The 25,338-nt window shown below is 38.5% G+C and carries 21 protein-coding genes; 13 read left to right on the forward strand and 8 right to left on the reverse strand.

The genetic code is table 11. The features are described 5' to 3' along the window. Positions 1–36: 36 nt before the first annotated feature. Positions 37–1,815, forward strand: coding sequence for a sugar phosphorylase (locus MTP24_RS18640; protein WP_243534070.1), 1,779 nt, complete (start codon positions 37–39; stop codon positions 1,813–1,815). Positions 1,816–1,860: 45 nt separating this feature from the next. On the opposite strand, the gene MTP24_RS18645 is transcribed toward MTP24_RS18640, so the two are convergent. Next, entirely contained in the window at positions 1,861–4,704 is a 2,844-nt protein-coding gene (locus tag MTP24_RS18645; protein ID WP_243534072.1) for a TonB-dependent receptor, read from the reverse strand. Positions 4,705–5,397: 693 nt separating this feature from the next. Here MTP24_RS18645 and MTP24_RS18650 point away from each other — a divergent pair. From MTP24_RS18650 to MTP24_RS18670, 5 genes are all read left to right on the forward strand, one after another. After that, on the forward strand, positions 5,398–5,787 hold the full coding sequence (locus MTP24_RS18650) for a cytochrome b562 (RefSeq protein ID WP_039037452.1): 390 nt from the start codon (positions 5,398–5,400) through the stop codon (positions 5,785–5,787). A 9-nt stretch (positions 5,788–5,796) separates the two neighbouring features. Beyond that, positions 5,797–6,183 (forward strand): OsmC family protein, encoded by a 387-nt coding sequence (locus tag MTP24_RS18655; RefSeq protein ID WP_008127939.1) that lies wholly within the window; start codon positions 5,797–5,799, stop codon positions 6,181–6,183. Between the two features lie 314 nt (positions 6,184–6,497). After that, positions 6,498–6,764: a hypothetical protein gene (locus MTP24_RS18660; protein WP_243534074.1), complete on the forward strand. Its 267-nt coding sequence runs from the start codon at positions 6,498–6,500 to the stop codon at positions 6,762–6,764. Positions 6,765–6,896: 132 nt separating this feature from the next. Beyond that, the gene (locus tag MTP24_RS18665) at positions 6,897–7,703 is read left to right on the forward strand and encodes an alpha/beta hydrolase (RefSeq protein WP_243534076.1); all 807 of its coding nucleotides are present in this window, start codon (positions 6,897–6,899) and stop codon (positions 7,701–7,703) included. A 5-nt stretch (positions 7,704–7,708) separates the two neighbouring features. After that, complete coding sequence (locus MTP24_RS18670; RefSeq protein ID WP_138739663.1) at positions 7,709–8,632, forward strand: diguanylate cyclase; 924 nt, start codon at positions 7,709–7,711, stop codon at positions 8,630–8,632. Here the strand turns inward: MTP24_RS18670 and MTP24_RS18675 are convergent. Then, positions 8,629–9,666, reverse strand: a complete 1,038-nt coding sequence (locus MTP24_RS18675; RefSeq protein ID WP_243534078.1) for a metal-dependent hydrolase — start codon at positions 9,664–9,666, stop codon at positions 8,629–8,631. The two genes, MTP24_RS18670 and MTP24_RS18675, sit on opposite strands and share 4 nt — an antisense overlap. Before the next feature lie 58 nt (positions 9,667–9,724). Next, complete coding sequence (locus MTP24_RS18680) at positions 9,725–10,612, reverse strand: LysR family transcriptional regulator (RefSeq protein ID WP_008127930.1); 888 nt, start codon at positions 10,610–10,612, stop codon at positions 9,725–9,727. Between the two features lie 114 nt (positions 10,613–10,726). Here MTP24_RS18680 and MTP24_RS18685 point away from each other — a divergent pair, with 114 nt between their 5' ends. The 3 genes from MTP24_RS18685 to MTP24_RS18695 all read left to right on the forward strand — a co-directional run bounded on the left by MTP24_RS18685 (position 10,727) and on the right by MTP24_RS18695 (position 13,212). Continuing rightward, positions 10,727–11,899 carry an MFS transporter gene (locus tag MTP24_RS18685; protein ID WP_039037448.1) on the forward strand — a complete coding sequence of 391 codons (1,173 nt, stop codon included), beginning with the start codon at positions 10,727–10,729 and terminating at the stop codon, positions 11,897–11,899. Positions 11,900–12,044: 145 nt separating this feature from the next. Continuing rightward, positions 12,045–12,860 (forward strand): 2,5-didehydrogluconate reductase DkgB, encoded by an 816-nt coding sequence (gene dkgB / locus MTP24_RS18690; RefSeq protein ID WP_008127928.1) that lies wholly within the window; start codon positions 12,045–12,047, stop codon positions 12,858–12,860. 64 nt (positions 12,861–12,924) lie between these two features. Then, entirely contained in the window at positions 12,925–13,212 is a 288-nt protein-coding gene (locus MTP24_RS18695) for a putative quinol monooxygenase (RefSeq protein ID WP_243534081.1), read from the forward strand. 119 nt (positions 13,213–13,331) lie between these two features. Here MTP24_RS18695 and MTP24_RS18700 read toward each other — a convergent pair whose 3' ends face one another. Then, positions 13,332–13,985 (reverse strand): DUF6058 family natural product biosynthesis protein, encoded by a 654-nt coding sequence (locus tag MTP24_RS18700; RefSeq protein WP_008127925.1) that lies wholly within the window; start codon positions 13,983–13,985, stop codon positions 13,332–13,334. Between the two features lie 172 nt (positions 13,986–14,157). Between MTP24_RS18700 and dapA the strand changes: the two genes are divergently transcribed. Next, a complete protein-coding gene (dapA, locus tag MTP24_RS18705) occupies positions 14,158–15,075 on the forward strand; it encodes a 4-hydroxy-tetrahydrodipicolinate synthase (protein ID WP_243534083.1) in 918 nt (305 codons plus the stop codon). Positions 15,076–15,130: 55 nt separating this feature from the next. Here the strand turns inward: dapA and MTP24_RS18710 are convergent, their stop codons facing one another. After that, positions 15,131–16,951 (reverse strand): DUF4105 domain-containing protein, encoded by a 1,821-nt coding sequence (locus tag MTP24_RS18710; protein ID WP_243534085.1) that lies wholly within the window; start codon positions 16,949–16,951, stop codon positions 15,131–15,133. 59 nt (positions 16,952–17,010) lie between these two features. Then, positions 17,011–17,472 (reverse strand): DUF3015 family protein, encoded by a 462-nt coding sequence (locus tag MTP24_RS18715; RefSeq protein ID WP_243534087.1) that lies wholly within the window; start codon positions 17,470–17,472, stop codon positions 17,011–17,013. A gap of 299 nt (positions 17,473–17,771) precedes the next feature. Between MTP24_RS18715 and MTP24_RS18720 the strand changes: the two genes are divergently transcribed. Continuing rightward, positions 17,772–19,073 (forward strand): DEAD/DEAH box helicase, encoded by a 1,302-nt coding sequence (locus tag MTP24_RS18720; RefSeq protein ID WP_006791752.1) that lies wholly within the window; start codon positions 17,772–17,774, stop codon positions 19,071–19,073. Positions 19,074–19,106: 33 nt separating this feature from the next. On the opposite strand, the gene MTP24_RS18725 is transcribed toward MTP24_RS18720, so the two are convergent. Further along, positions 19,107–20,627 carry an amidase family protein gene (locus MTP24_RS18725; RefSeq protein ID WP_243534089.1) on the reverse strand — a complete coding sequence of 507 codons (1,521 nt, stop codon included), beginning with the start codon at positions 20,625–20,627 and terminating at the stop codon, positions 19,107–19,109. A 35-nt stretch (positions 20,628–20,662) separates the two neighbouring features. Further along, positions 20,663–22,270 (reverse strand): NAD(P)/FAD-dependent oxidoreductase, encoded by a 1,608-nt coding sequence (locus MTP24_RS18730; RefSeq protein ID WP_243534091.1) that lies wholly within the window; start codon positions 22,268–22,270, stop codon positions 20,663–20,665. Positions 22,271–22,462: 192 nt separating this feature from the next. Between MTP24_RS18730 and fdxA the strand changes: the two genes are divergently transcribed. Together fdxA and MTP24_RS18740 are read left to right on the forward strand one after the other, a co-directional pair. After that, positions 22,463–22,786, forward strand: coding sequence for a ferredoxin FdxA (gene fdxA / locus MTP24_RS18735; protein WP_006791755.1), 324 nt, complete (start codon positions 22,463–22,465; stop codon positions 22,784–22,786). Between the two features lie 146 nt (positions 22,787–22,932). Next, positions 22,933–25,176 (forward strand): carbohydrate binding family 9 domain-containing protein, encoded by a 2,244-nt coding sequence (locus MTP24_RS18740; protein ID WP_243534093.1) that lies wholly within the window; start codon positions 22,933–22,935, stop codon positions 25,174–25,176. Positions 25,177–25,338 lie beyond the last annotated feature (162 nt).

Genomic DNA, 25,338 nt, shown 5'->3' on the forward strand with positions numbered 1-25,338 from the left:
AAAAAATAAATATAAAAACGGTTAAAGGAGTCGCGTGTGAGTACAGTGAATGAATTATTTTTACAGCGAGTAGAGCAGCACCTACACATTATTTACCAAGATGTTGAGCTGCCTATATCGATAGCAGAGTTTGCACAGCAACTCATTAAAATTATTTTAGGTGACAGTCCACTTCGCGACCCAACTCCACACACTAACCGATGGGATGAGCAAGACATTGTACTGATTGCTTATGGTGATTCGATTATAAAGCACGACGACACTGAGTTTGCGGTAGCAAACCCAATCGAAGCACCACTAAAAACCTTGCATCGATTTATAAAAGAGCAGTGCGATATGCAAATTAACGCCCTGCATATTTTACCTTTTTACCCGTATAGCTCTGACGAGGGGTTTGCGGTGATGAACTACGTGCAAGTCAACGAGTCGTTAGGTGATTGGGAAGACATAAAACGCATTGCTAAAGATGTAAAGCTAATGGCTGACTTAGTTATTAACCATTGCTCTAGCCGAAGTGTTTGGTTTGAAAATTTTTTAAATGATTTACACCCCGGCAAAGATTACTTTAAAACTGCAAGCTTAAGCGATGATTTAAGCCAAGTTGTGCGTCCGCGCACATCGTCTTTACTCAATACAGTAACAACTCCCAGTGGTGAAAAGCATGTATGGTGTACGTTTAGCCATGATCAAGTTGACTTTGATTTTGCAAACCCGGAAGTTTTGAAAGAGTTTGTAGGCATTATTCGTCATTATTTAGATAACGGTGTGAGGCTTTTTAGGCTCGATGCAGTGGCGTTTTTGTGGAAACAACTTAATACAAGTTGTATTAATCTGGCACAAACCCACGAAGCCGTTAGGCTAATGCGCACACTTATTGAGCATGTTGAGCCAAGTGTGGTGATCATCACTGAGACAAATATACCAAACCAAGAAAACCTGTCGTATTTTGGTAATGCCAATGAAGCGCATGCTATTTATAACTTTGCTTTACCTCCGTTACTACTGCATACCTTATTAAGTGGTGATAGTTCGGCACTCAAGCATTGGATGATGAGCATGCCACCTGCGCAAAACGGTACCGCATACTTTAATTTTATTGCGTCTCATGATGGTATAGGGCTTCGTCCAATTGAGGGATTATTGCAGCCAACTGAAGTGGCGTCGCTGGTCAGTACAACCATGCAATTTGGTGGTCGCGTTTCAATGCGAACCAGTAACGATGGCACCCATACACCATATGAGTTAAATATTGCGTTATTTGATGCAATGCAAGGAACACATAATGGGCCTGACAAATTTGGCTTTGAGCGTTTTATGTGCGCGCATGCCATTATGTTCGCGCTTGAGGGGATACCTGGCTTATATATTCATAGTTTACTTGCCACAACCAACGATTATGAACGTTTTGAAAACTCGCAACACAACAGGGCAATTAATCGCCATCGTTGGCAAGAATCAAAACTGTTAGCCGCAATTGGCGAAAAATACAGCCATCATCACAAAGTGTTCACTTCAATTAAAAACTTATTAGGTGTGCGCAAAAAACAACGTGCATTCCATCCTAATGCCACTCAGTTTACGTTACATCTTTCTGGTGGATTATTTGGCTTTTGGCGCCAGAGTATAGACCGCAGACAAAGTATTTTTTGTGTATTTAATATTAGCGATAAACCGCAAACACTTTTATTAGCTGACTTAAATTTAATTAATACTCAGCAGTGGTTTGACTTAGTGTCAGGAAAAACAATAGAGGAAGGGCAGTTAACGATTGAACTTGAACCGTATCAATGTGTTTGGCTAAGTAATATAAAATAACAAATAGGCCGGGCAAGCGTTGCCTGGCCTATTATTCACTTTAAATTAAAGCTTGTAAGAAAAGCTTACATAACCAAAGCGGCCAATGTTATCGTAGCTTGCGCTACCGGCGCCTGTACCGCGTGTACCGTATGGTAGTTCACGGTTAAATAGGTTATCTACACCTACTTTAACGCCAACACCGCTATCGAAGTTGTAACCTACAGTCATATCGGTAATAAAGTATTTACCGTAGCTCATGTTGCTATTAGGGTTTGAGTTTTGAGCAAGTTCAACATTTGTATAAAGGTCTACTTCGTCAATAAAGCGTGTTTCAACAGTGCTGAAAAAGCGGTCAATTGAGTAGCTTACAGATAGATTTGCTTGCCATTTAGCTTCGCCAGAAGTACCTGCTGCTTCAATAAAGTTGCTTGGATCATCTTGGAAAGGGTAGTCTTTTCGTTCAATTAAGTAAGTACCAATTAAACGTGTTTTAAAGCTACCTTCTAGGGCTTCAAAATCGTAGCCTAGTTCGAAATCAACACCTGATGCTTTTTGACCCGCCACGTTTAATACAGAGTTTTGGATTAACGAAATTTCGCTGTTTGCATCGCGCGTAATTAAATTACAGTACTGGTTGTTGATGCCAGTAGTGCTGTCTACACAGCGGTCAAGAATATCTTGCGCGCTGATTGTATCAATGGCATCTTCAAGTTCAATTTCCCAGTAATCGATAGTTAATACTGCGTTGTCAATAAACTCTGGTTGGTAAACAATACCTACCGTTGTACTTGTTGACTCTTCACCTTTTACGTCACGGTTACCGCTTGTTAAGCCATTTAAAGACGCTGAATCGTAGTCTGAGTTAAAATCATTTGCTACACCTAATGCGGCACAGTTAGCGCGGCGGGTCGTGCTGTTTGACAAGTCATTTAGGTTTTCAGCACGACATGGATCGTCAACACTGTAGAAAGTTTGGCTAGGTGCGCCAAAAACTTCACCAATATTAGGCGCTCTAAGGGCAGCAGATTGCGTTACACGCACGCGTAGCTCGTCGTTTACTGTCCAATCAAGGCCTAGTTTCCAGCTAGTTGCTTCGCCAATAGTACTGTAATCGGCATGGCGTACCGCGGTATCAAACACTAAGTCTTGAATAAGCGGTAAATCAGTTAAGATAGGCATTGAAGCTTCAAAAAACACTTCACGCACGTTAAACGAGCCTTTATCTTCGCCTAGTGCGTTAAAAAATGTACCTTCTGCGTTATCTGGCTCGTTCGTTTCGCTTTCTTCTTTACGATACTCTGCGCCAAAAGCAATACCTACATAACCGGCTGGTAGCTCAAAAATAGCGCCGTTTGCAAGCGAAGCTGATACAACAGTTTGCTCAATGGTGGAGTCGCCAATAGACACTGTGTTTATGTAATCAATGGCTTGTTGGCTTGGTGCGCCAAAGCCCATAATATTAACAGGTACACAGCCATCAGCTTGCGCCTCTGCGCTACGACACACAATATTACCATTTGCATCTTCAACGGCATCAAGCGCATTAAAGTAGTTTGCTAAAATCATGTTAGCGCCATTTTCGCGCTCTAATTCTGTTTTACCGTATACGATTGATGTATCTAGTTCCCAATCTTCAAATACAGTGCCTTGTAAGCCTGTAACAAAACGGGTTGTTTCACGGGTGTTGTTTTCAACGCGGCGGCCTAAGTCAGTCATCATGCGGTTAACCATGATTGACTCAACACCTTCTTCTTCCATACGCGCTTTAATGCTTGGGTCTAGGTATGGGTTATCTAGCTTAATGCTGTTGTCGCTGTCAAAAAAGAAAAACGCAGGTTGGCCTATGCTTTCGCCTTGGCTATTTACATATTTAGCGTCGAAGTAAGCATTTAAATCATCAGTCACATCGTAGTTAACTTTAAAGTTTACGTTGTAACGTTCAAACTCAGGTTGAATTTCTTCAAACTGACCTAGGTTAAAAAAGTCACAGTTAGCACATGAAAGGCCGTCAACATTGTCACCAATGTATAAGTCGCGAGCGGTACTATCTGGGTTGAAGCTATTTGTGTAACCATTTTCTAATGCATAAACACCTGCGTTGTTGATCGCGTAGTAACCAGCGTTAGGTGTTAGTATTTTGTCTGGAAAGTCTGCGCTGTCTTTGTTTTCATCGGTTTGCGCCTGATTACGTAGGCTTCTGAACGATGTGCTAGTCCAAGGGTGGTCTAAAGCATTTAACGACTCTTGTGACGAATACTCTACTGCAAAAGCTGCATTACCACGATCATCATTAAAGTTTGAACCGTATGAAAAAGTCGCTTTTTTGTTGTTATAGCTATTTAGGTCGGCAAAGCCACGGGTTAGGCTTACATCTAAACCTTCAATATTATCTTTTAAAATAAAGTTAACTACACCCGTTACGGCGTCAGCACCATATACAGCAGAGGCGCCACCAGTAATAATTTCAACACGTTCAATCCATACGCTTGGAATTGTATTAGTGTCAACTGATTGAGAGCCCGCAGAGCTTGATACGTGACGTTTACCGTTTACAAGTACAAGTGTGCGGTCTGTTCCCATATTACGTAAATCAAGGATGTTTAAACCTGCAGTACCTATAAAACGACCAGAGTTAGCCATTGAATAAGTGCTACCCAGTGCAGGAAGGTTATTTAATGCTTCACCAATATTAACAGCGCCACTATTTACAAGTTGATCGCCACTGATTACGGTTACGGGTGCCGGTGCAATTGCGCCTTCACGTAATATGCGTGAGCCTGTTACTTCAACGCGTTCTATTTTTTTTGCTACTTGCTCATCTTGAGCTAATACTGTGCTACTCGCTGTTGCAGCAGCGGTTAGTAGTGCACATTTAATGCTGTTGGAAATTAAAGAATAATGTTTCATGAGTTCCCTAATGGGTGTTTGTTATGAAAAAATGCTTAACAAAATTGGCATAGTTAAATAGCAACATTGTCATCACATTTGGCTAAAGAACTAACGATTATTACACGCTCGTAAATAAGATTAAACCCTCTGAAAGCCTCTATATTGTTGTATTAAGGTTTGAAATTAATTTTATTTATAGTGTTTTAAGTTGTTACTTTTGTTTAAATTATGATGACAATAAGATGGGGTTTTTCTTGGTTGTTTACCTTTTTTGGCCACGTTGTTTACATTGAGTTATTAATATTAAAATTGGCGCGGTATTTTTGATCTATTTGCTGTTTATTTGACTCGTCAAAATGATAGTTAAATTGCAGATGTAATTAACAGGTGTGTTTGTTAATTGTGCTATTAAGTTACTTAAATGTATATTTTTGCTGATTTAGCGAGCGGGGCGTTCAATGGTGTTATTAAAATAAATGTTTAAATTGAGTAAATTTCATCATCTTTATTAAATGTGTCGTTATTCATTTGTTGATCTAGATATATTCAATGTTAGTAAGATAGGTAGTTATTTGATTTTAACTTAATGCTGACAATTACCAATAATAATTTGTAAACCCCCTTTACAGCATATAAAGAGTGATTGCTGATTCGTTACTTTATTCTGTTTACTTGATACAATTTGTATTATCAGTTTTTTTAGGGTTATTCATGAAATACACTTACCTCATTATTGTCATTTTATTTAGCTCGCTCAGTTATGCTAGCGAGACTATTGATCTAGAATTAAACATGAAAAACACAGGGCTTGCTTATAAAAAAGCGGTACAAGCTAGCCAGTTAACAGAGTTTAATACCGCAATTGATGAATTTATTAAGCTGGTTGAAGTAAGCAAAACGGCAAAGTTTTACAAGAAGCCCGAACAGTCGGTTAAGGGGCTTGATAAAGTGCTTACACAAGCAAGGCTTGCTAAACAAGCGGCTAATCAGCAAGGGCTTACTGCTGCTAAAGTACCGCTTAAACGCATTGATGATTTACGAAAAAAATATCATAAACTACATGAGCCACCAGGCTTTTTTGAATTATTGTTTGGAAAGTAAGGAATAGTTATGGAAATTTCGGTTTCATTATTAGAAGGCCAAAAGCAAAGTGCTAAATTTGGTGATTTGGAAGTCATTAGCGATCAGAGTATTTCGGCTGGTGGTGGTGCAGAGCACCCAGAACCATTTGACTACTTTTTAGTGAGTATGGTTTTGTGTGCAGGGTTTTATGCGCGAAAATTTTGTGAGCAACGTGACATTTCTACAGAAGGTATGACACTTACACAAAACAACGAAAATGTAGATGAAAATGGTAAAAAGTTATTTTCAATCGAAATTAATTTGCCTGATGGTTTTCCTCAAAAGTATAAAAAAGCATTAATTGCGGCAGTAAATACATGTACTGTTAAAAAAGTAATTCAAGCTGTGCCTGAGTTTTCTGTTGTTGTAAAATAAATTCACCAATATGTAGGTAACTTTAACGAGTTACCTCTTTCATTTTAATACCCTTGCCTTGCCGCTCACCCTAAAATACGACGTTTTTAGATAGCTATAAACACAACAATTACGAGTTGTAATTTGGTGTATTTTTTATTGGCTTTTCAATATGTGATGCTTTTATAAACACTCCTGATGGCTATTTAAACAAATAAATCAAAAAGTAATCACTTAGTTCAAAAATACTGGCTATTCATGTTTAGGCTGTTATAACTATAAACACAACAATAAAAATAGTTAAACCATATTTACAGTAGGTACTGAGGTATTTTATGAGCGACGCAATACAACAAGAACAAATAGATCAAGGGGTAATGGAGACCTTAAGAGAGCGCGACCATAGTGCCTTAGCACAGCAAGTTAACCATCTTGCATGCAACCACAACGATATTATTGAGCTGCTGGCTCACTATATGGCGTTGAGCGAGCAAGAAAATGACGAATTATTTGATGATTGGTACGATAATTTGTCAAAAGAACAACTCACAGTCCTAAAAGTTTTTGAGGTATACAGAGGCCAATACGAACACCAAAATTAATTCTGTACTATTGTAAGTATGTTTAAAAGTATTTTATATGGCTGCTAATTTAGTTAAAAGTGAATACAAATTAACTTTTAATAGCTTAGCGACAACATTGATTAGTTACTTGTGATAAAGGCGTATTTTAACGTGCTAAATTCAGAAACAATAAAATCTAGAAATAACGTAAAAATAATTGGTAGCGGCCCTAAAACATTATTATTCGGACATGGTTTTGGTTGTGACCAAAACATGTGGCGTTTTTTAACCCCTTATTTAGATACGCAATTTAGGGTTGTGCTTTTCGATTATGTGGGGTCAGGTAATTCGGATATATCTCAATACGACAAACAGCGATACAAGAAACTAGAAGGTTATGCATTAGATGTTATAGAAGTATGTACTGCTTTGGAATTATTTGATGTTGTATTTGTTGGTCATTCTGTCAGTAGTATGATTGGTGCCTTGGCTGCTTTTGAAAGGCCTGATTTAATTAGTAAGTTAATTATGGTATGCCCCTCGCCTTGCTTTTTAAATTTCCCGCCAGATTACCAAGGTGGCTTTGATAAAGAAGACTTGCAAGAATTATTAAGCTTAATGGATAAAAATTATATCGGTTGGGCTGATTACCTTGCACCTTTAGTTGTAGGTAATGCTAACTCGGCTGAGTTGATTGGCGAGCTTTCAGGTAGTTTTTGTTCTACCGATCCTGTTATAGCCAAAAATTTCGCAGAGGCGACGTTTTTTTCTGACTATCGTTTTCTATTAAAGAAAATAAAACAACCTACATTAATTTTGCAAAGCCAAGATGATGCTTTGGCGGATGTATCTGTTGGTGAGTTCGTAAAACAAGAGATAGAAACCAGCTCGCTCATTGTTATAGCCGCCCAAGGTCATTGTTTACAAATGACTCATCCCGAGATTGTAAGTGAATCTATTATTAATTACATGCAGTAATTGGTGTGAGTAAATTCAACCCAAATAATGTAACACCAACAACTTATTCAGTTGACTGCTTTCTATGCGGTGCTTTAATAACTGACTCTAAAAATACAATTGTTTATGTAAACAACTATTTTGAAAGCCACTTACTTTGGAAGCCGGACGAGTTAGTGGGTCAAAATATAAATAAAATTTTGACAAAATCGTCAAGAATTTTTTTTCAAAGCTACCTTATTCCCACCGTACTTCATGAGAAAAAGTCTGAAGAAATGCAGTTGATCATTTTTAATGGGCAAGGGCGAAAAACCCCGATGACTATTAACGCGCATATAAATGAAGAGGGATTGGTGTTTTGGAGCCTATTCAATTCATCAAAGCAGGATCAACTTTATGATGAGCTAATAAAAACACGAGAAAAACTAGAAGAGCAGGCTGAAGAGTTAAAGTCATTAGCTTCTACTGACGAGCTAACTAATTTGTTAAACAGAAGAGAAATGAATTACCGCAGTACTTTACTGTTAGAACAATCGTTAAGATCAAAGCAGTCTGTAGCCTTGCTTGTTATAGATATAGATAATTTTAAATTAATTAATGATACTTTTGGCCACTTAGAAGGCGATCGTGTTTTAAAAGAGCTTGGGCAAGCACTAAAAAGTTTTGGACGACAAACCGATTTAATTTCCCGCTATGGTGGTGAAGAATTTTTAATCATGCTATCAGACACAGATAAAAAAGGGGCCTTACTATTTTGTAATAGATTGCATGCCATTATTGCGGACATATTAGTCGATAATAAGCCTGTGACTGTGAGTATAGGTATGACCATAAGTAATACAATAAACACATTTATAGATTTATTTACACAAGCAGACAACGCTGTTTACCAAGCAAAATCGCTTGGTAAAAATAGAACTCAGCTGTTTGGGGACGATAACACTATTTAATGATTAGTATCGTTGTTGCATGTATTGTTGAGGAGTGAATTGCTGGGTTGCCAAATTCTATCCCATATTTTATCCATATCATTGAAGCTTGGACGTTGACTTATTTTGTCAAAATTACTGGCTGTGAGTCCCTCTGAATTTATTTCACCTACTTGAAAATTAAACACATACTGACATTCCATTCCCATGCGCAAGTCTGACAAAATCACTTTGTTTTGCTGCTCTCTTACTGAATAGAACCCTTTTGTAAACCATTGCAAGCGTTTTACACCCCATTCATTTTTAATGTTATTTAATAGCGAGGGATTTGTAGGATATGCACTAAGTGTTACCTCGTCGGGTTCATCAAATACAGAGGCATAGCCTTCATAGTAATGATCGTCAGACATAACAACGACTCGCCAAAGCAAGGTAGTAAGTGGCGCTGGTGTGCTTATATACTTCTCATACGTAATGTTTTTGTTGTTTAGCGCCGTTTTTACTTTGTCATCAATCATGACTTTCAATGCAAAAGACGTACATAAATAAAGTGAGCTTAATCCAAGCGCAATACTATTAATTTTGTAGGCGGTGTTTGATGATACTTTAGGAAGTAACGTACACACCAATCCTAGCAATAATGGAAGTGTATAAAGGGGATCAATTATAAACATATTTGATAACGCAAAAGGGTGCTCAGTAAACGGCCACATTAATTGGGTGCCATATACGGTAAAACTATCTAGCAATGCGTGGGTTGATAAGCACAAAAACACTAACCAAAACCATCTCACTTTGTAAGTTTGCATGCCAGAGTGTAATTTTAATATAAGCCATACGATAAGTGGGCTTATTAATAAATGGATAAAGAAGGAATGGCTAAAACCGCGATGATAAGTAAATGACTCTACAGGGCCGCCATAAGGTAAAAAAACATCTAAGTCGGGCAAGGTGCCAAGCGCTGCACCCCAAAATACCGCTTTACGACCAATTTTATTGCCTAGCACGGCGAAGCCTACAGCACTACCCAAAGCAACCTGTGTTAACGAGTCCATATCAATCCTTTATTAATTATAAGTCTGTTTATACTGATTAAAAGCGTAAAAAGGCCACTTATAATGCAAGCTTTGGTTTTATAAAATCTAAAAATGCAACAATGCGAGACGACACCGCACTGTTTTTGTAATAAACGGCTTGTATATCTTCTCGGTGGTTTGGTGTTTTAATACTATTTGGTAAAACATTGACTAACCTACCAGCTTTTAAATCGTTTCCAATCATAAAATGCGAGAGTAAAGCAATGCCTTGGTTTGCTATACATAGTTGTCTAATTGTTTCGCCGCTGCTTGCTGTGATTTCAAACGAAAGCTTTGAGGGTATGTTAAGAGGCCAGTTATTGAGCGCGGGTGAGTCGGTAAAGCCGATAAGTTTATGTTGGCCCAAATCGCTTGCTTGAGTAAGTTCAGGTGCGTTTTTCAAATACTCAGGGCTTGCGACCAAATGCAATTTACTGGCCCCCAACTTTTTTGCATACAGGTTTGAATCTTTTAAATCACCAATACGTATGGCTAGGTCAGTTTTATGCTCTAGTAAATCAATAATGCTGTCGTGAGAGGTAATATCAAGCGTAATGTGGGGGTACTGCATATTAAACTCAGCAATCAAAGGTACCAATTGATGCAGTACAAAAGGGCTTGCTGCATCAATACGTAACTTTCCACTGGGCGACTGTTTTAACAGTTTGATTGCCTCTTCGCCGGTTTGTAAGGTGTTTAAGCCATCACGAGCATATTTAATAAAGGTATGGCCCTCTTCGGTTAGCTCTAATCGGCGAGTGGTCCTGTTTAGTAACGTACATTGTAGCGTATTTTCAAGACGAGACACGGCACGCGACACTTTTGCTACTTGCTGATTAAGCAAATTCGCGGCTGCTGAAAAACTCCCGCTATCTACTACCGTTAAAAACATTTCTAAGTCTTCGGTTTTTGCATGCTGAGCCATATTTTAGCACCTTACTTTTGCATTTATTACAAAAGTATTTTGTCACTAATGCTATTTTTTGCAAACACATTTTTAGTCAAACTGTAAGTCTTAACAAATAATGAGGATTTAATTATGCCATTGGCTTTGTGGGCGCTCACCTTAAGCGCATTTGCAATAGGAACAACCGAGTTTGTAATAGTGGGATTAGTGCCTACTATTGCAAACGATTTAGGCGTAAGCCTACCTTCAGCGGGTTTGCTAGTGAGTTTATATGCGGTAGGTGTGGCTATTGGTGCACCGGTACTTACTGCACTCACCGGGAAATGGAATCGTAAAATTGTACTTATAAGCTTAATGGGCTTATTTGTGCTGGGGAACTTATTAGCATGGCAAGCGCCAAGTTATGAAACATTAATACTTGCGCGTATTTTAACAGGCTTAGCCCATGGGGTGTTTTTCTCAATTGGTTCTATGATTGCCACAAGCTTAGTAAGTAAAGATAAAGAGGCCAGCGCTATTGCAATTATGTTTACGGGACTCACGGTTGCACTTGTAACAGGAGTGCCATTAGGAACGTGGATAGGCCAGCATTTTGGCTGGCGTGCAACATTTTTAGTGGTATCAGTGTTGGGCTTAATTGCTTTGGTAGGAAGTGCTATTTTGGTACCCAAAAACTTGAAGCAGTCTATCCCTGCAACCTTTAAAGAACAGCTTCAGGTTATTGTTAAACCGCGCTTATTACTCGTATATTTAATGACTATTTTAGGCTATGGCGGCACGTTTACAGCATTTACTTATTTAGCGCCGATTTTAGAGCAGGAAACTGGCTTTGCACCCTCAGCTATTGGTTTAATTATGCTGGTTTATGGTGCATCTGTAGCGGTAGGCAATATTTGGGGTGGAAAACTTGCGGATAAACGCGGACCAATAAGTGCACTCAGTATTATATTTAGTGCTCTTAGCATTATTTTATTGGCACTTACATTTACCATGGATAATAAAGTAGCTGCCGTACTTACCATTTTAGTTTGGGGCGCCTTTGCGTTTGGTAACGTGCCAGGCTTACAGCTTTACGTTGTAAAACAAGCACAAAAACATACACCTAATGCTGTGGATGTTGCATCTGGATTAAATATAGCCGCTTTTAATATTGGTATAGCACTTGGCTCAATCATTGGTGGAAGCGTAGTGGAAAGTATGACTCTGCGAGACACAGCATGGATAGGCGCCGTCATTTCTGTATTGGCACTTATAGTGACTCGTTACAGTGGCTTGCTCGATAAGCGTGAAATTCAGCGAGCATAAAGTGTAAACTTTGTATCATTAAACCCTTGAAACGCATTTTTATAACCTCATAGCTACTGTGAGGTTATTTTTTGAGAAAGTAAAAGGTGTATTTTTTAACGCTATTCAATAGCTGTATTTTAAACCAACGTATAAGGATAGATTCATGACACAACGTGTAATTGAAATGCCGAATTTAGGTGTTGGAACATTTCGTTTAGAAGGCGATACTGCATACAACTCGGTAAAAATGGCATTAGATGTCGGGTTTCGCCATATAGACACAGCGCAAATTTATGGTAACGAAGAGCAAGTAGGCCAAGCTATAAAAGATAGTAACATTCCGCGCAGCGAAATATTTTTAACGACTAAAGTGTGGAATAACAAACTCAATAAAACTGATTTTATTGCAAGCGTAGAAAAGTCTTTAGAAAAGCTGCAAGTAGACTCTGTTGATTTATTGCTTATTCATTGGCCTGCGCCATCAAACGATGAGCCAATGAGTGAGTACCTAACTGAGCTTTTAAAAGCTAAACAGCTTGGTTTAACAAAACATATTGGCGTGTCTAATTTCACTATTGCAAACTTAAACGAAGCAATGCAAACGCTAGACTCGCGTGAAATATTTACTAACCAAGTTGAGGTACATCCGTACTTAACCAATACAAAATTACGTGCGTTTTGCGCTCAGCACGGTATACACGTAACGGCTTATATGCCGTTTGTGGTCGGTAAAGTACTAAAAGATGAAACGATTCTTGATATAGCGAATAAGCATAACGCTTCACCTGCGCAAATTGTAATTGCTTGGGAAAACGCAAATGATATGACTACTATTCCATCGTCAACCAAGCGTAAAAACTTGGAAGATAACTTTAACGACCATGTTAAGTTAGACGATGAAGACATTGCCCGTATTGATGCACTTGATTGTGGCGACCGCCAAGCAACGCCTGATTTTGCGCCGCAGTGGGATCAGTAATAAAATACGCAAAACAACATTAGGTGTAGCAAAACTGCACCTTTGTTTTTAAAAAGGACTGATCATGTTAACGGTAATTGCCACAATCGCGAGCAAAAATATTGATGCAGATGTTGTATTAACTGCACTCGAAAACCTGCAAAAGTACTCGCGCCAAGAAGTTGGCTGTCTACGTTATGAGCTATCGGTAAAAAGTGACGCGCAGCAAACGACTTATTTAGTGACTGAACAGTGGGCATCAGATGAGCATTTTGAATCGCACAAAAACGAGCCACATTTTAAAGCTTTTGGAACACAAGTTACCGGGCTTCTAACAAGCAGTAATATTGACGTTTACAACACCATTGGATAGTAAAAAGCACTCTTATTAGTTAGTTAGTAAAATACAGTGGCGACGTAAACATATATCGCCATTTGCGTTACTCTGTATTTTAAACCCCAAGCTTGTATAAATCTCAGCCGTATTTATATTTATTTAATCGATAAATCGTACTTTAAAATAAGTGCATCTATGTAACGGGCACGCAATGTGTGTTGTTTTTCGTGATCAGCCCCGTGCCCTAATGCTTTATTAAGCAGCTTCATAGCGGGGTGAAGCTGCGTACGCTCTTGTTGGTTTAAACTTCCTTTAGTACGCAATTCAGTAATATCGTCTACCAGCAAGCGGCCTATATCCACACATACTATTTCGTCAATTAACCCGTTTTGTGTCAGTACACCGTATTTGCTGCATAAAAACTGTTGCCACACTTGCTGTAAATGCTCGTCTATTTCGCAGCCAAATAATTCTTCATTAAAATTAAAGCCTTGCTGAGCAAGTTTACTCAGGCTTGCTGTGTACTGCTGCGCAAAGTAATTAAAGGCATTGCTTGAGGATTCAATTTTTTGTTTTATTAGCCCTTGCCCCCAATTTACACAACCTCGCGGGTAATAATCATCGTACTCTTCACATTCATACAAACCAGAATACGAGCTGCAACTTAACTGGCTTTTTATACAATAACTTGGTTTAGGAAAAATACTTTGCTGCTGCCACGTATCTAGTTGCTCGGCGTCAATATTTAAAGCATGGCAAAGCTCATCGGTGGTATAAAAATGAGTGGCTAAGTAGTCAGATAAACGCATAAAGGCTCGCTTAAAGTTAAAAATACAAACACTGTTTAAATGTACAGTGTTTGTATTTTGTATTATCAAACTAAATAACACAAGCCATTTTACGTTTATTATTAGCTTAGGCCTGCAAAAATGCGTGTAAGTATGTTACAAATAGCGCAAGTTTTATAAATAATGAATTTTTATGCGCACCCTAGAACAAATTAAACAAGCAAGCTTAATTACTGCTATTAAAACCCCGTATTTAGCTAATGGTGAAATAGATTTAGTCAAGTATGATGAACTCGTCGAAATACAAATTGCAGCGGGTGTAGATGGCATTGTGGTTGGTGGTACAACCGGCGAAGGTCAGTTAATGAACTGGGAAGAGCATTTAATGCTTATTGCGCACAGTGCAAACAAGTATGGCAATCAGTTACTAATTGTTGGTAATACAGGCAGTAATAATACACGCGAGGCAATAAAAGCTACTAAATATGGCTTTGCAAGTGGAATGCATGCAGCGCTGCAAATTAATCCATATTATGGCCGTACGTCTATTGCGGGTGTAAAAGAGCACTTTAAACGCGTGCTCGATATAGGCCCTGCGTTTATTTACAACGTAGCAGGGCGCACAGGGCAAGATTTAACACCTGATATTATTGAGCCATTAGCAAAACACCCTAACTTAATTGGTGTAAAAGAATGCGGTGGTAACGAGCGAATTGCACATTACGAGCAGCAAGGTATTGCGTGCTGGTCTGGTAACGATGACGAAGCGCACGACGCACGCCATGTACACAAAGCCCACGGTGTTATATCGGTTACCTCTAATCTTATTCCTGGGTTGTTTCGCCAGCTAATGGATACTAAAAATGATGCGTTAAATAGCTCATTACAACCTTTAATGAACTGGTTGTTTTGCGAGCCAAACCCGATTGCAATAAACACGGCATTGATGATGACGGGCGCGGTAACCCCCGTATTTAGATTGCCGTATTTGCCACTGAATGATGAGCAGCAACAAATAGGGTTGCCACTCATTAATCAGTTAAATGAAGCTGATGTAGTAGGTGGCAAGGCGCGTTTACTTAACAGCGATGAAGTATTAACTCTTTCTTAATTAAGATTTAAGCCAAAAGTGAAACGTGCTCAGACGAATTCAATTTTGGCCTATTTTATTGCCAGTAATAATTTAATTTAAATTTCCAGCTTGTTAAGTTTGCATGCTTATAACTGAAACGAATGTCAAAATTTTGATTAATTGGAATTGATATTTCAGCTTGAGTTGATGACTTCTCATCATTTCCTAAAATAAATTGTTCGTGAGAAGCTCTTAATTTTATATCTGAGTATAGTGTTGTTATTACACCTAGTTCTAACGATGAATCATAAATCTTGTCTGTAGCAGCGAGATCTCCAATATACCCGTTAGCAAGCGTGAATATTAAGGTTTTATTATTGTTAGTGAGATAAGATTTACCTATTCCCCCCATTAAAAACGTGTTTGTGCAGCTTCGGCAAAGTGTATTCTGTCTTTCAAAACCAGCATTAATTTTCCATGATAAGTTATTTTCTTGTGGCCATTCAACGTAGGCTGGTGAAAAGGACTCAAGGTCCAGTAAGTGTAGTTTATCTAGGTACACCTTAGAGTTTAAAATTGAGACTTCGGTATCAACCATTTCTAAATTAGAAAACGCAATGCGTGCAACATCTGACGCTAAGGAATCAAAATAACTTAGCCTAAATCCTAACCCTAGGTTGTGCTGTTCATTTACTCGTGTTGAAGAAACAGAAATGTTTGACGGCTTTTGCCCTTTGTGAGGCGCTTGTTGGGTATATGATGAGACTAGCACTTCATTACCAATTGGGAGTGTTAAACGCGTTTTAATAAGCGCCTTTTTTAAGCTTTTAATATGGTCAATATTGTGTTTTTTTATTTGCTGTAATTGGACTAGTTCAAATAATGTTTCAATAATTCGCTTTTTACTTTTTATATTGAGTGAGGTGAAATCATTTTGCTCAAGAAAATCAGGTGTTTTGTATATTTTCTCTGCAATGTTTGATTCGTTGGCCGTCAGCTTTTTCATGTACTCAATAAAAACAGTACTCCTAGATGGCGTAAAGAGTACGTCTTGAACCAGCTTTTTATTGTTATAAGTTGCCTGATTTAATTTTGAAAAAACAGTTGTAGGGATCATCCAAGGCGAACTGTTATTTGTTAACTGCTCTCCTATAACAAGCTCTATTAGCTGCGCAATATGAAAAGCACAGTTTTCATCAGCAAAATAGTAATCGAATTGCGCACCGAGTATTTCCCATAAATGATTAGCAATAAACCTTGTATCGTTATTTTTTAAGGCTAACTTATATTCCCAAAGGTCTCTTAGTTCTATCTCGCCATAATTATGTTGGTGGCGGTAAAATAATTGATCTGAAAATCCCGCTTTATAACCGCCAAACAAGCCTTTTGTTATATAAACTAGTCCATTTTCGTTATCCGGTACATGAGCACCATAGTTTATGCTGTAATCGAGTAGTTTATTATTTTTGGCTGATGACCGATTTAGTTTTAACAACAAATGCCCATAAAGTGATGCGGGGTTACTCATATAACCCGATGCAAATATTAGGCTTATAGAATGTATAGGCTGCTCATCTCGCCATTGTTCTAGTTCAATACAGGAGGATTTAGGCTGTGTAAATGTGAGCCCTTGTTTTTGTAGCCACGTGTATCTTGCTGGGTATTTGCATTGTGTTAATGGATTTGAATTAAAGCTTTGCACAGTCGCTTTTAGTTCTTCAAAAGGGCTTGTTGCTCCCAGTGGAGATATAAAAAATGACGTGTTTGTAATATAGCTCTCATTAAACGCTGGTTTTTTGTAATGGCCTAAACTTAGCCATGTGGGATGTTGTGATAATTGTTTTAATGTTGTTGATGCTTGAATATTAAACGAAGCAATAAAAAAAATAAAAATTATTGAAGAATGAATTTTCATAAATACCCAACGGGCTTGGGGTAGAAGAGCTAAAAGGGCTAAATTAGCCCTTTTATATATTATATTGCAGAACAGTTAGCTGAGAACTGGCTAGCAATGTTGCTTTCAACAAGTGTGTAAAGAGCCTGAGCATCGTTTACAGATGTTTGAGCAAAATCATTACGTATTGTTGAGATCATTTGCGTGTGAGCTGCGCTGTCACAACCACGTACATTAAGCATTGCTGAGATGTACTCGCCTTCACCTTGTGCAATTTCTTGCTCTAAGATTGGGAATGTTTGTTGAATAAATTGTGCAGTTTTAACGTTTGCACCTTTACAGCTTTCTACAGATGAAACATTTGAAGAAACAGCTGTTGTTCCTAAATCCCAAATAATGTTTGAGATAGCAGCGGCTGTACCATTATCAGGAAAAACCATTGCACCGATACCACATTGTTGCCATGGGTTAACATTTGCTTGCGCTGGGGTTACTACGAAAGCACTTGCTAATACTGCTGCAGTTAAACATCTTTTTATCATTATTAAATCCTTATTTAAATGTCCCTTAAATGGGGCTTGAATTCTATACATAAGAAAGCTGTAGAGCAATAACACGTTTAAAAAAATTAATAATAAGTATATTTTGTAAATTTTTATGAGGTAAATATTTTTGCGAGAAGTGAGATTGCGGCTACTTTGTGAAAGAAACTCTTGGGTTACAGGTAAGGTACTTTAATAAAACAAAATATTTAAATAGTAATATTGTTTAAAACTAACTGTTGGCTCATTTTTACTGTATAATTTGCGACCCTTGATAATGTGGCCGTAGGTTATACAGCATGAATTTTAAATCTTTTAGTTTCGCACCTGAAATCATCCAGGCATTAGACGAACTCAACTATCACACTCTTACGCCCATTCAACGCGCAGCAATTCCAGCTGTTCGTAAAGGTAAAGACGTTTTAGCCAGTGCACAAACTGGTACCGGTAAAACTGCCGCGTTTGCTTTACCTGTTATCCAAAAATTAATTGAATCAGACTTAAGTACAACCAATGCACCTACTGCTTTGGTTTTAGCACCAACACGAGAATTAGCAGAGCAAATAGCCAATAACTGTAAAGAATATGCAAAGCATACCTCACTAAAAGTAGTGAGTTTATTTGGTGGAGTAAATACCGCAGGCCAAGAAAACGCATTAAAAGCAGGCGTTGATATTGTAGTCGCAACTCCGGGTCGTTTATTAGATCACATTCGCCTAGGTAACTTAAGCTTGGCCAATGTAAAGCACCTAGTACTTGATGAAGCCGACCGTATGCTTGATATGGGCTTTATCACAGATATGCAAACTGTGATTAAAAGCTGTGCTGATGACCGTCAAATTTTATTATTTTCGGCTACATTCCCTGCAGCTATTAAACAATTTGCTTCTAAGGTACTTAAGCAACCTGAAATTGTGCGTGTTGACCAAACTAACAGTACCGCATCTACTGTACAGCACGTTGTATACCCAGTGGAAGAGCGCCGCAAACAAGAACTTCTTTCTGAGCTGATTGGTAAAAAGAACTGGCAGCAAGTACTTGTGTTTGTAAATATGAAAGACACAGCGGATGAGCTAGTTAAAGAATTAAATCTCGATGGCATTCCTGCAACCGTTTGCCATGGCGATAAGTCACAAGGTAACCGACGCCGTGCTTTACGTGAGTTTAAAGAAGGTAAGGTACGTGTGTTAGTGGCCACTGAAGTTGCTGCGCGTGGTATTGATATTGATGGATTACCGCGTGTAATTAATATTGACTTACCATGGCTTGCTGAAGATTACGTTCACCGTATTGGCCGTACAGGCCGTGCTGGTAATCAAGGCCAAGCAATATCGTTTGTAAGCCGTGAAGAAGAAAATACATTATTTGAAATCGAAGCATTAATTGGTCAAAAAATTAAGCGTGTTTACCTTGAAGGCTATGAAGTGAGTAACCGCGAAGTGCTTATTGATAAAATAGGTAAAAAGCCGGCTCACTTACGCCGTACTCGTTCTAATAAGTTATCAGGGCAAGCAACGGGCGAAGCTCGCGCGGTAAACCGTTCGCGTATATCTAATGTGCGTAAAAGCTTAAAAGGTGCAAAGTTGTCACTTAAAAAATAACAACTCATATAAGAATTAATAAAACCTGAGTTTTTACTCAGGTTTTTTTATGGGTGAAATAAATACTGCGTCGATTATTTGAGCATGCTGATAGGCCGCCTGTGGCTGGTTTTTATTTGCAATAATAGATAACCCAACAGGTAGTCCACTGACTTGACCAACAGGAAGAGTTATATGAGTTGTGCCGGCAATTGCTGATAAAGAACTACTACTGCCTTTAAAGTTATCACCATTTACTAAGTCTGTTTTCCATGCAGGTGATGTTGTTGGGGCAATGACAACATCCACATTATTATTTTTGTATAAATTAGTAATTGCAGCTGTGGCCAGTGTGCGGTAACGGTGTTTAGTTTTTTGGTATTTGTCTGTTTGTGTTAAGTCGATAGCATTGGCTTGTATTAAAATATCTTGCCCAAAATGAAGCATTTCAGCTGCTTTGTTTTGTTTATTAAAATCAATCAGTGCACTTAAACTTTTTACCTTCACTTGGTCAGGAGTATTTGCTAAGTACTGGTTTATTTCTTTATTAAAATCATAAAGTAATATGTAATATTCATCGACAAAAAGCGTAGCTAAATCATCAGATATATCAATATTGACTACTGTATGACCTGCCTGTTTGAGCGCTGAGAGCTGTTTTTTGTATAAACGCTGAGTCTCCACTGTAAACTTATCACTGGGCAACGCACCAATAACTAATGATGACTTTGTAATTTTAGGCAGTGTTTGCAATTCAAAGCTATGCGTTGAAGTATCAAGCGGATCGCGTCCTTGTAACACAGATAATACAAGACGGGCATCTTTTAATGAGTGTGCCATTGGACCAACACTGTCTTGGCTACTAGAAAGTGGCACTACACCAGAGCGCGATACTTGGCCCATGCTTGGTTTTATAGCATAAACACCATTTACAGAAGCGGGGCAGGTAATAGAGCCATCGGTTTCTGTTCCAAGGGCTACTGGGGCAAAGTTAAGTGCGATGGCAACCGCTGATCCAGAGCTCGAACCACAGGGATTACGGGTTGTATCATGCGCATTGTGTGTTTGCCCGCCAACTGCACTCCATCCAGACGATGAGTAAGACGATCTAAAATTTGCCCACTCACTTAAATTGGTTTTGCCTAAAATAATAGCGCCCGCATTTCTTAACTGCTTAACAACAAATGCATCGTTATTAGTTATATTATTTTTAAGAGCTAAAGAGCCAGCTGTTGTTGGTAATGATCCAGTGGTTTCTATGTTATCTTTTAAAAGTACGGGTATTCCATGAAGAGGCCCAGCCCACAGCCCTTGAGCACTAAGTCCATCAATTTTTTTTGCTTGCGTAACAGCCGTAGGTTCAATATTAATGACGGCATTAAATTGAGGGTTAAGCTGATTAATTCGTTTAATATAGCCTTGAGTAAGTTGTTGAGCGGTAATTTTATTATTTTTATACGCCGAGTGGATCTCATCTATTGTTTTTAACTCGTGAGCTGAAATATTAAAAGCAACGACCCAGGTTAATAATCCTAATAATTTTTTGGTTACTTTTAACACAAAAAAGCCCCACAATGTGAGGCTTTACGACAATTAACTAAATAGCGCGTTTAAGCGTTTTCAAGCATTGAAAGCGCAACAGCTTCGGCAGCTTTAATGCCATCAATACCCGCTGATAATATACCGCCAGCGTAGCCTGCGCCTTCACCTGCAGGGTAGAGTCCTTTGGTGTTAATGCTCTGAAAGCTTCTATCACGTTTTATACTAATGGGTGATGACGTGCGCGTTTCAACACCCGTTAGTAATCCATCATTAGTAGAAAACCCACGTATTTGCTTATTAAAAGCAGGAATAGCCTCACGTAATGCTTCAATAGCAAACGCAGGCAATACGTTACCTAAGTCAGTTAACTTAATTCCTGGTGTGTAAGAGGGTTTAACATCGCCTAAATCAGCTGAAGATTTGCCCTTTAAAAAGTCGCCAATAAGTTGCGCTGGTGCATCATAGTTTTCGCCGCCTAGCTTGTAAGCCTGCTCCTCTAATTTGCGCTGCAACTCAATACCCGCTAAAGGATGGCCAGGGAAATCTTTTTCAGGTGAAATACCCACAACAATAGCACTATTTGCATTGCGCTCACTACGTGAATATTGGCTCATACCATTTGTAACAACTCGGCCTTCTTCAGATGTTGCCGCAACGACAGTGCCACCAGGGCACATGCAAAAGCTATATACAGTGCGTCCGTTATTACAATGATGCACGAGCTTGTAGTCGGCAGAGCCTAAAATTGGGTTGCCAGCATTTGGTCCAAAGCGACACTCGTCAATCATTGATTGCTTGTGTTCTATTCTAAAACCAACTGAAAAGGGCTTGGCTTCTACATAAATGCCTTTATCGTGAATCATTTTAAAGGTATCGCGTGCGCTGTGCCCAACGGCAAGAACAACGTGACGTGTTTCAAGGTGTTCACCGTTAGAAAGGGTTAAGCCTGTTACTTGACCGTCATCTAAGTGAATATCATCTACACGGGTACTAAAGCGAATTTCACCACCTAACTCTATAATACGAGCGCGCATTTTTTCAATCATTGTCACAAGTTTAAACGTACCAATGTGAGGCTTACTTACATACAAAATTTCTTCAGGTGCGCCTGCTTCAACAAATTCGGTAATAACTTTACGGCCATAATGCTTTGGGTCTTTTACTTGGCTATATAATTTGCCATCTGAGAATGTACCCGCGCCGCCTTCACCAAACTGCACATTTGATTCGGTGTTTAGTGCTTTTTTACGCCAAAAGCCAAAGGTGTCTTTGGTACGCTCTCGTACTTCTTTTCCACGCTCAACAATAATTGGATTAAACCCCATTTGTGCAAGCACTAAGCCTGCAAATAAACCACAGGGGCCAAAACCTATAACAACAGGGCGCTCAGTGATGTTTTTATTTGCTTGAGCTACAAATTTATAGGATGTGTCGGGCGCTGTTTTAACATGTTGATCTTTTGCAAATGCAGCTAAAAGCTCAGCTTCGTTATCAACTTCTATATCAAGGGTGTAAATGAGTAATATGGCTGTTTTTTTTCGCGCGTCGTAGCCACGTTTAAATACGTTATAACTGTGTAATTGTTCTGGTTGTATTTTTAGTTTGTTGATAATGGCTTGGCCAATGGCATTTTCATCATGATCAAGTGGCAATTTTATTTCAGTTAAACGTATCATTAATATCTCTATTTGGTGTCTTAGCGGTTGTATATCCGCTCACAATAAGAAAGTGTAGGGCGCGAATTGGCTTTACATTAAGGGCGCATATACTACGTTAAATTGGCTAATTATGGCAGTTATTTATTGTATTTTTGAGGTGAAAGGGTATGATCGCGCACTATTAAATTAGCTTTATGGTACAAAAAATTTATGGCGTTTGTAGTTACTGAAAATTGCATAAAATGTAAGTACACCGATTGCGTATCAGTGTGTCCTGCCGATGCATTTTTTGAAGGCCCTAATTTTTTAGCAATTAGCCCAATTGATTGTATTGATTGTGGATTATGCGTACCGGAATGCCCAGCTGAAGCAATTTATCAAGAAGATGAGTTACCCGACTCTCAAAAAGAGTTCACTGAACTTAATGCAGAGCTTGCCTTAATTTGGCCGCGCATTACCCAAGTCAAATCTGCCCCAGATGATGCAGACACATGGAATGGAGTTGAGAATAAGCTAAAGCTACTCGACACCTAACCGTCCAATTAAAATAACCCTTTATTATTAATTAGTTAATATTCAGAGAAATTTTGTTTGCAAGGTATTAACAAATGTACTCGCTTAAATTACACTCCGGCTTAGAAATTACTCATATTGGGTAAAGTTGTTCTAAATGGATGTTTATGCAGTACTTTATAATTATAAAAAAACCACTCACGCTTTTACTTTTATCCTTTTTTCTTCTATTTAATAGCTTCAGTGTATTTGCTGAAAAAGAGCAGATATCGCTGGCACGAATCAATCAAAATATTAGTGTTGATGGCGTACTTGATGAAGCGCAGTGGCAAAAAGCGACCTACGTTCCTTTACTCGTTCAAGATGAGCCTAATGAAAGAGGCGCGCCTCCGGTAAAAACCGATGCCTACATGTACGAAGATGGCACAAATTTGTATGTTGGTTTTATTGCTTACGACCCTGACCCAGATCAAATACGTGCTTCACTTCGTGACCGAGATACCCTTTGGCAAGATGATACTGTAATACTTGTAATAGACACCTTTAATGATGAGCGCTCAGGCTATGAGTTTTTTGTTAATCCGTTAGGTGCACAAGGCGATTTACGCATGAGCGATACCGATGGTTGGCAGTCTGATCCGTCGTGGAATGCAATTTGGGATAGTGCAGGAAAAATTACCGATGAAGGTTATGTAGTTGAAATGCGTATTCCTTTTAAAGCATTGCGTTTTCCAGAAGATAAAAAAGACTTAACATGGGGGTTTTTGTTAATGAGAAACTACCCACGGGACGTGCTCTATCAAATATCTAACATGGGGTTCGACCGCGATGTCAAATGTAGCCTTTGCCAGTTTGATAAGTTAACGGGCTTAAGTGAAATTGAATCAAGTAAAAATGTACAACTTACCCCAACGCTTACAGCGCTTCGTCACGATGATAAAGCGCAACTTCCCGGTGACTGGGAGAACGGTAACATAGATACTGAAGCCGGTTTAGATTTACGCTGGGGAATAACAAAAGACGCGGTATTAAATGCGACTATTAATCCTGATTTTTCGCAAGTAGAGACTGATTCACTAGAGCTTGATGTGAATACAACCTACTCAATTTATTATGCAGAAAAAAGACCTTTCTTTTTAGATGGTGCCTCATATTTTAAAAGTAGCTTATTTGAGCTTTTATACACCCGAACCATTGCAGAGCCAACTTTAGGCGCTAAGTTAACCGGTAAAACGGATGGGCATAGCTATGCACTTATGTTAGCTGATGATGAAAACAGTAATATTCTACTTCCTTCAAATCAAGGCTCTGGTTTTGCTTCATTAAATGAAAAAACACAGGCAGCAGTAGGCCGTTATCAATATGACTTAGGTGATCAAGGAACGTTGGGCGTTTCAAGTACACACCGACAAAGCGATAATTATCGTAATACGGTACTATCAGTTGATGGCAGTTATTGGTTTAATCAGTCAGATACATTGCTTTATCAGGTTTCGTCAGCTGATACACAAAATTCTGACTTTTTGGTTGATAACTATGGACTATCCAAAACGCAATCTGATCAGGCATACGCAATTGAGTTAACGCGTGACAAGCGAGACTATAAATTTTACACATCTTATGAAAATATTGGTGAGGATTATCGCACCGATTTAGGATACCAAGAAAAAGTCGATTATGAAAAAGTGCTAATTGGTGGCGGTCAAACGTGGTATCGAGATGAGTTAGATTTAATTACTTCATGGTCTTATGAAGCTGATTGGGATAAAACCTGGTCGCAAAGTGGTGACTTGCTTGAGGAAGAATACGAAGGCTTTTTAAGTTTTAAGGGGCAAAAGCAGTCTTTATTTAATATTGGTTTTATCCATCGTAAAGAAAGTTATTACGATGAATTTTACAATCAGAATATAGGTTATCTTTACACTTCGCTTAAACCGACAAAAGACTTGAACTTATCGTTTTACTTAGAATATGCAAGCCGTATTGACTATACAAATTTAGAGCTTGGCGATGTAATTAATACACAAACGCAAGCAGTTTGGGATATAAACGATCATTGGCAAGTGGATATAAGACACAGTTATAGTAAGTTAGATAACCCACGAGATGACCGCGTTTACACAGCTAATTTAGTCGATTTTAGACTGCATTATAAATTTAACATGAGATCAATGTTAAAGCTGATTTTACAGGTTGAAGATATAGACAGAAACAAAGACGCTTATTTTTATCAAGTAAGCCAGACAAACAAAGACTATGGCAGCCAACTTGTTTATTCGTATAAGATTAACGCACAAACGTTATTTTACCTAGGTTACTCAGATAGAGGGTATCAGGATGACACACTAGAAAATATTGAGCGCGACCAACGCACCTTTTTTACAAAAGTAAGTTATGCATGGCAGCTTTAAAAGAATAGATAGATTTAAGCTCATAAACAAAATACACATATAAGCTGTTTGTGAGCAATCTATCAAATACATGGTCTGACTTTGCGCTAAAAATAATTGCCTTAACGAATAATCAATAACTTAGCTATATTAAAATGAACAAAAAATAGCATACAAGTCATT

It is taken from the genome of Pseudoalteromonas sp. APM04 (assembly GCF_022809815.1).
GTDB classification, from domain to species: Bacteria; Pseudomonadota; Gammaproteobacteria; order Enterobacterales; family Alteromonadaceae; genus Pseudoalteromonas; species Pseudoalteromonas marina.

Bases quoted from the DNA above. Each gene is read 5' to 3' on its own strand.
- MTP24_RS18645 (WP_243534072.1), bottom strand. From the start codon at position 4,704: ATGAAACATTATTCTTTAATTTCCAACAGCATTAAATGTGCACTACTA.
- MTP24_RS18650 (WP_039037452.1), top strand. From the start codon at position 5,398: ATGAAATACACTTACCTCATTATTGTCATTTTATTTAGCTCGCTCAGT.
- MTP24_RS18655 (WP_008127939.1), top strand. From the start codon at position 5,797: ATGGAAATTTCGGTTTCATTATTAGAAGGCCAAAAGCAAAGTGCTAAA.
- MTP24_RS18660 (WP_243534074.1), top strand. From the start codon at position 6,498: ATGAGCGACGCAATACAACAAGAACAAATAGATCAAGGGGTAATGGAG.
- MTP24_RS18675 (WP_243534078.1), bottom strand. From the start codon at position 9,666: ATGGACTCGTTAACACAGGTTGCTTTGGGTAGTGCTGTAGGCTTCGCC.
- MTP24_RS18680 (WP_008127930.1), bottom strand. From the start codon at position 10,612: ATGGCTCAGCATGCAAAAACCGAAGACTTAGAAATGTTTTTAACGGTA.
- MTP24_RS18685 (WP_039037448.1), top strand. From the start codon at position 10,727: ATGCCATTGGCTTTGTGGGCGCTCACCTTAAGCGCATTTGCAATAGGA.
- dkgB (WP_008127928.1), top strand. From the start codon at position 12,045: ATGACACAACGTGTAATTGAAATGCCGAATTTAGGTGTTGGAACATTT.
- MTP24_RS18695 (WP_243534081.1), top strand. From the start codon at position 12,925: ATGTTAACGGTAATTGCCACAATCGCGAGCAAAAATATTGATGCAGAT.
- MTP24_RS18700 (WP_008127925.1), bottom strand. From the start codon at position 13,985: ATGCGTTTATCTGACTACTTAGCCACTCATTTTTATACCACCGATGAG.
- dapA (WP_243534083.1), top strand. From the start codon at position 14,158: ATGCGCACCCTAGAACAAATTAAACAAGCAAGCTTAATTACTGCTATT.
- MTP24_RS18710 (WP_243534085.1), bottom strand. From the start codon at position 16,951: ATGAAAATTCATTCTTCAATAATTTTTATTTTTTTTATTGCTTCGTTT.
- MTP24_RS18715 (WP_243534087.1), bottom strand. From the start codon at position 17,472: ATGATAAAAAGATGTTTAACTGCAGCAGTATTAGCAAGTGCTTTCGTA.
- MTP24_RS18720 (WP_006791752.1), top strand. From the start codon at position 17,772: ATGAATTTTAAATCTTTTAGTTTCGCACCTGAAATCATCCAGGCATTA.
- MTP24_RS18730 (WP_243534091.1), bottom strand. From the start codon at position 22,270: ATGATACGTTTAACTGAAATAAAATTGCCACTTGATCATGATGAAAAT.
- fdxA (WP_006791755.1), top strand. From the start codon at position 22,463: ATGGCGTTTGTAGTTACTGAAAATTGCATAAAATGTAAGTACACCGAT.
- MTP24_RS18740 (WP_243534093.1), top strand. From the start codon at position 22,933: ATGCAGTACTTTATAATTATAAAAAAACCACTCACGCTTTTACTTTTA.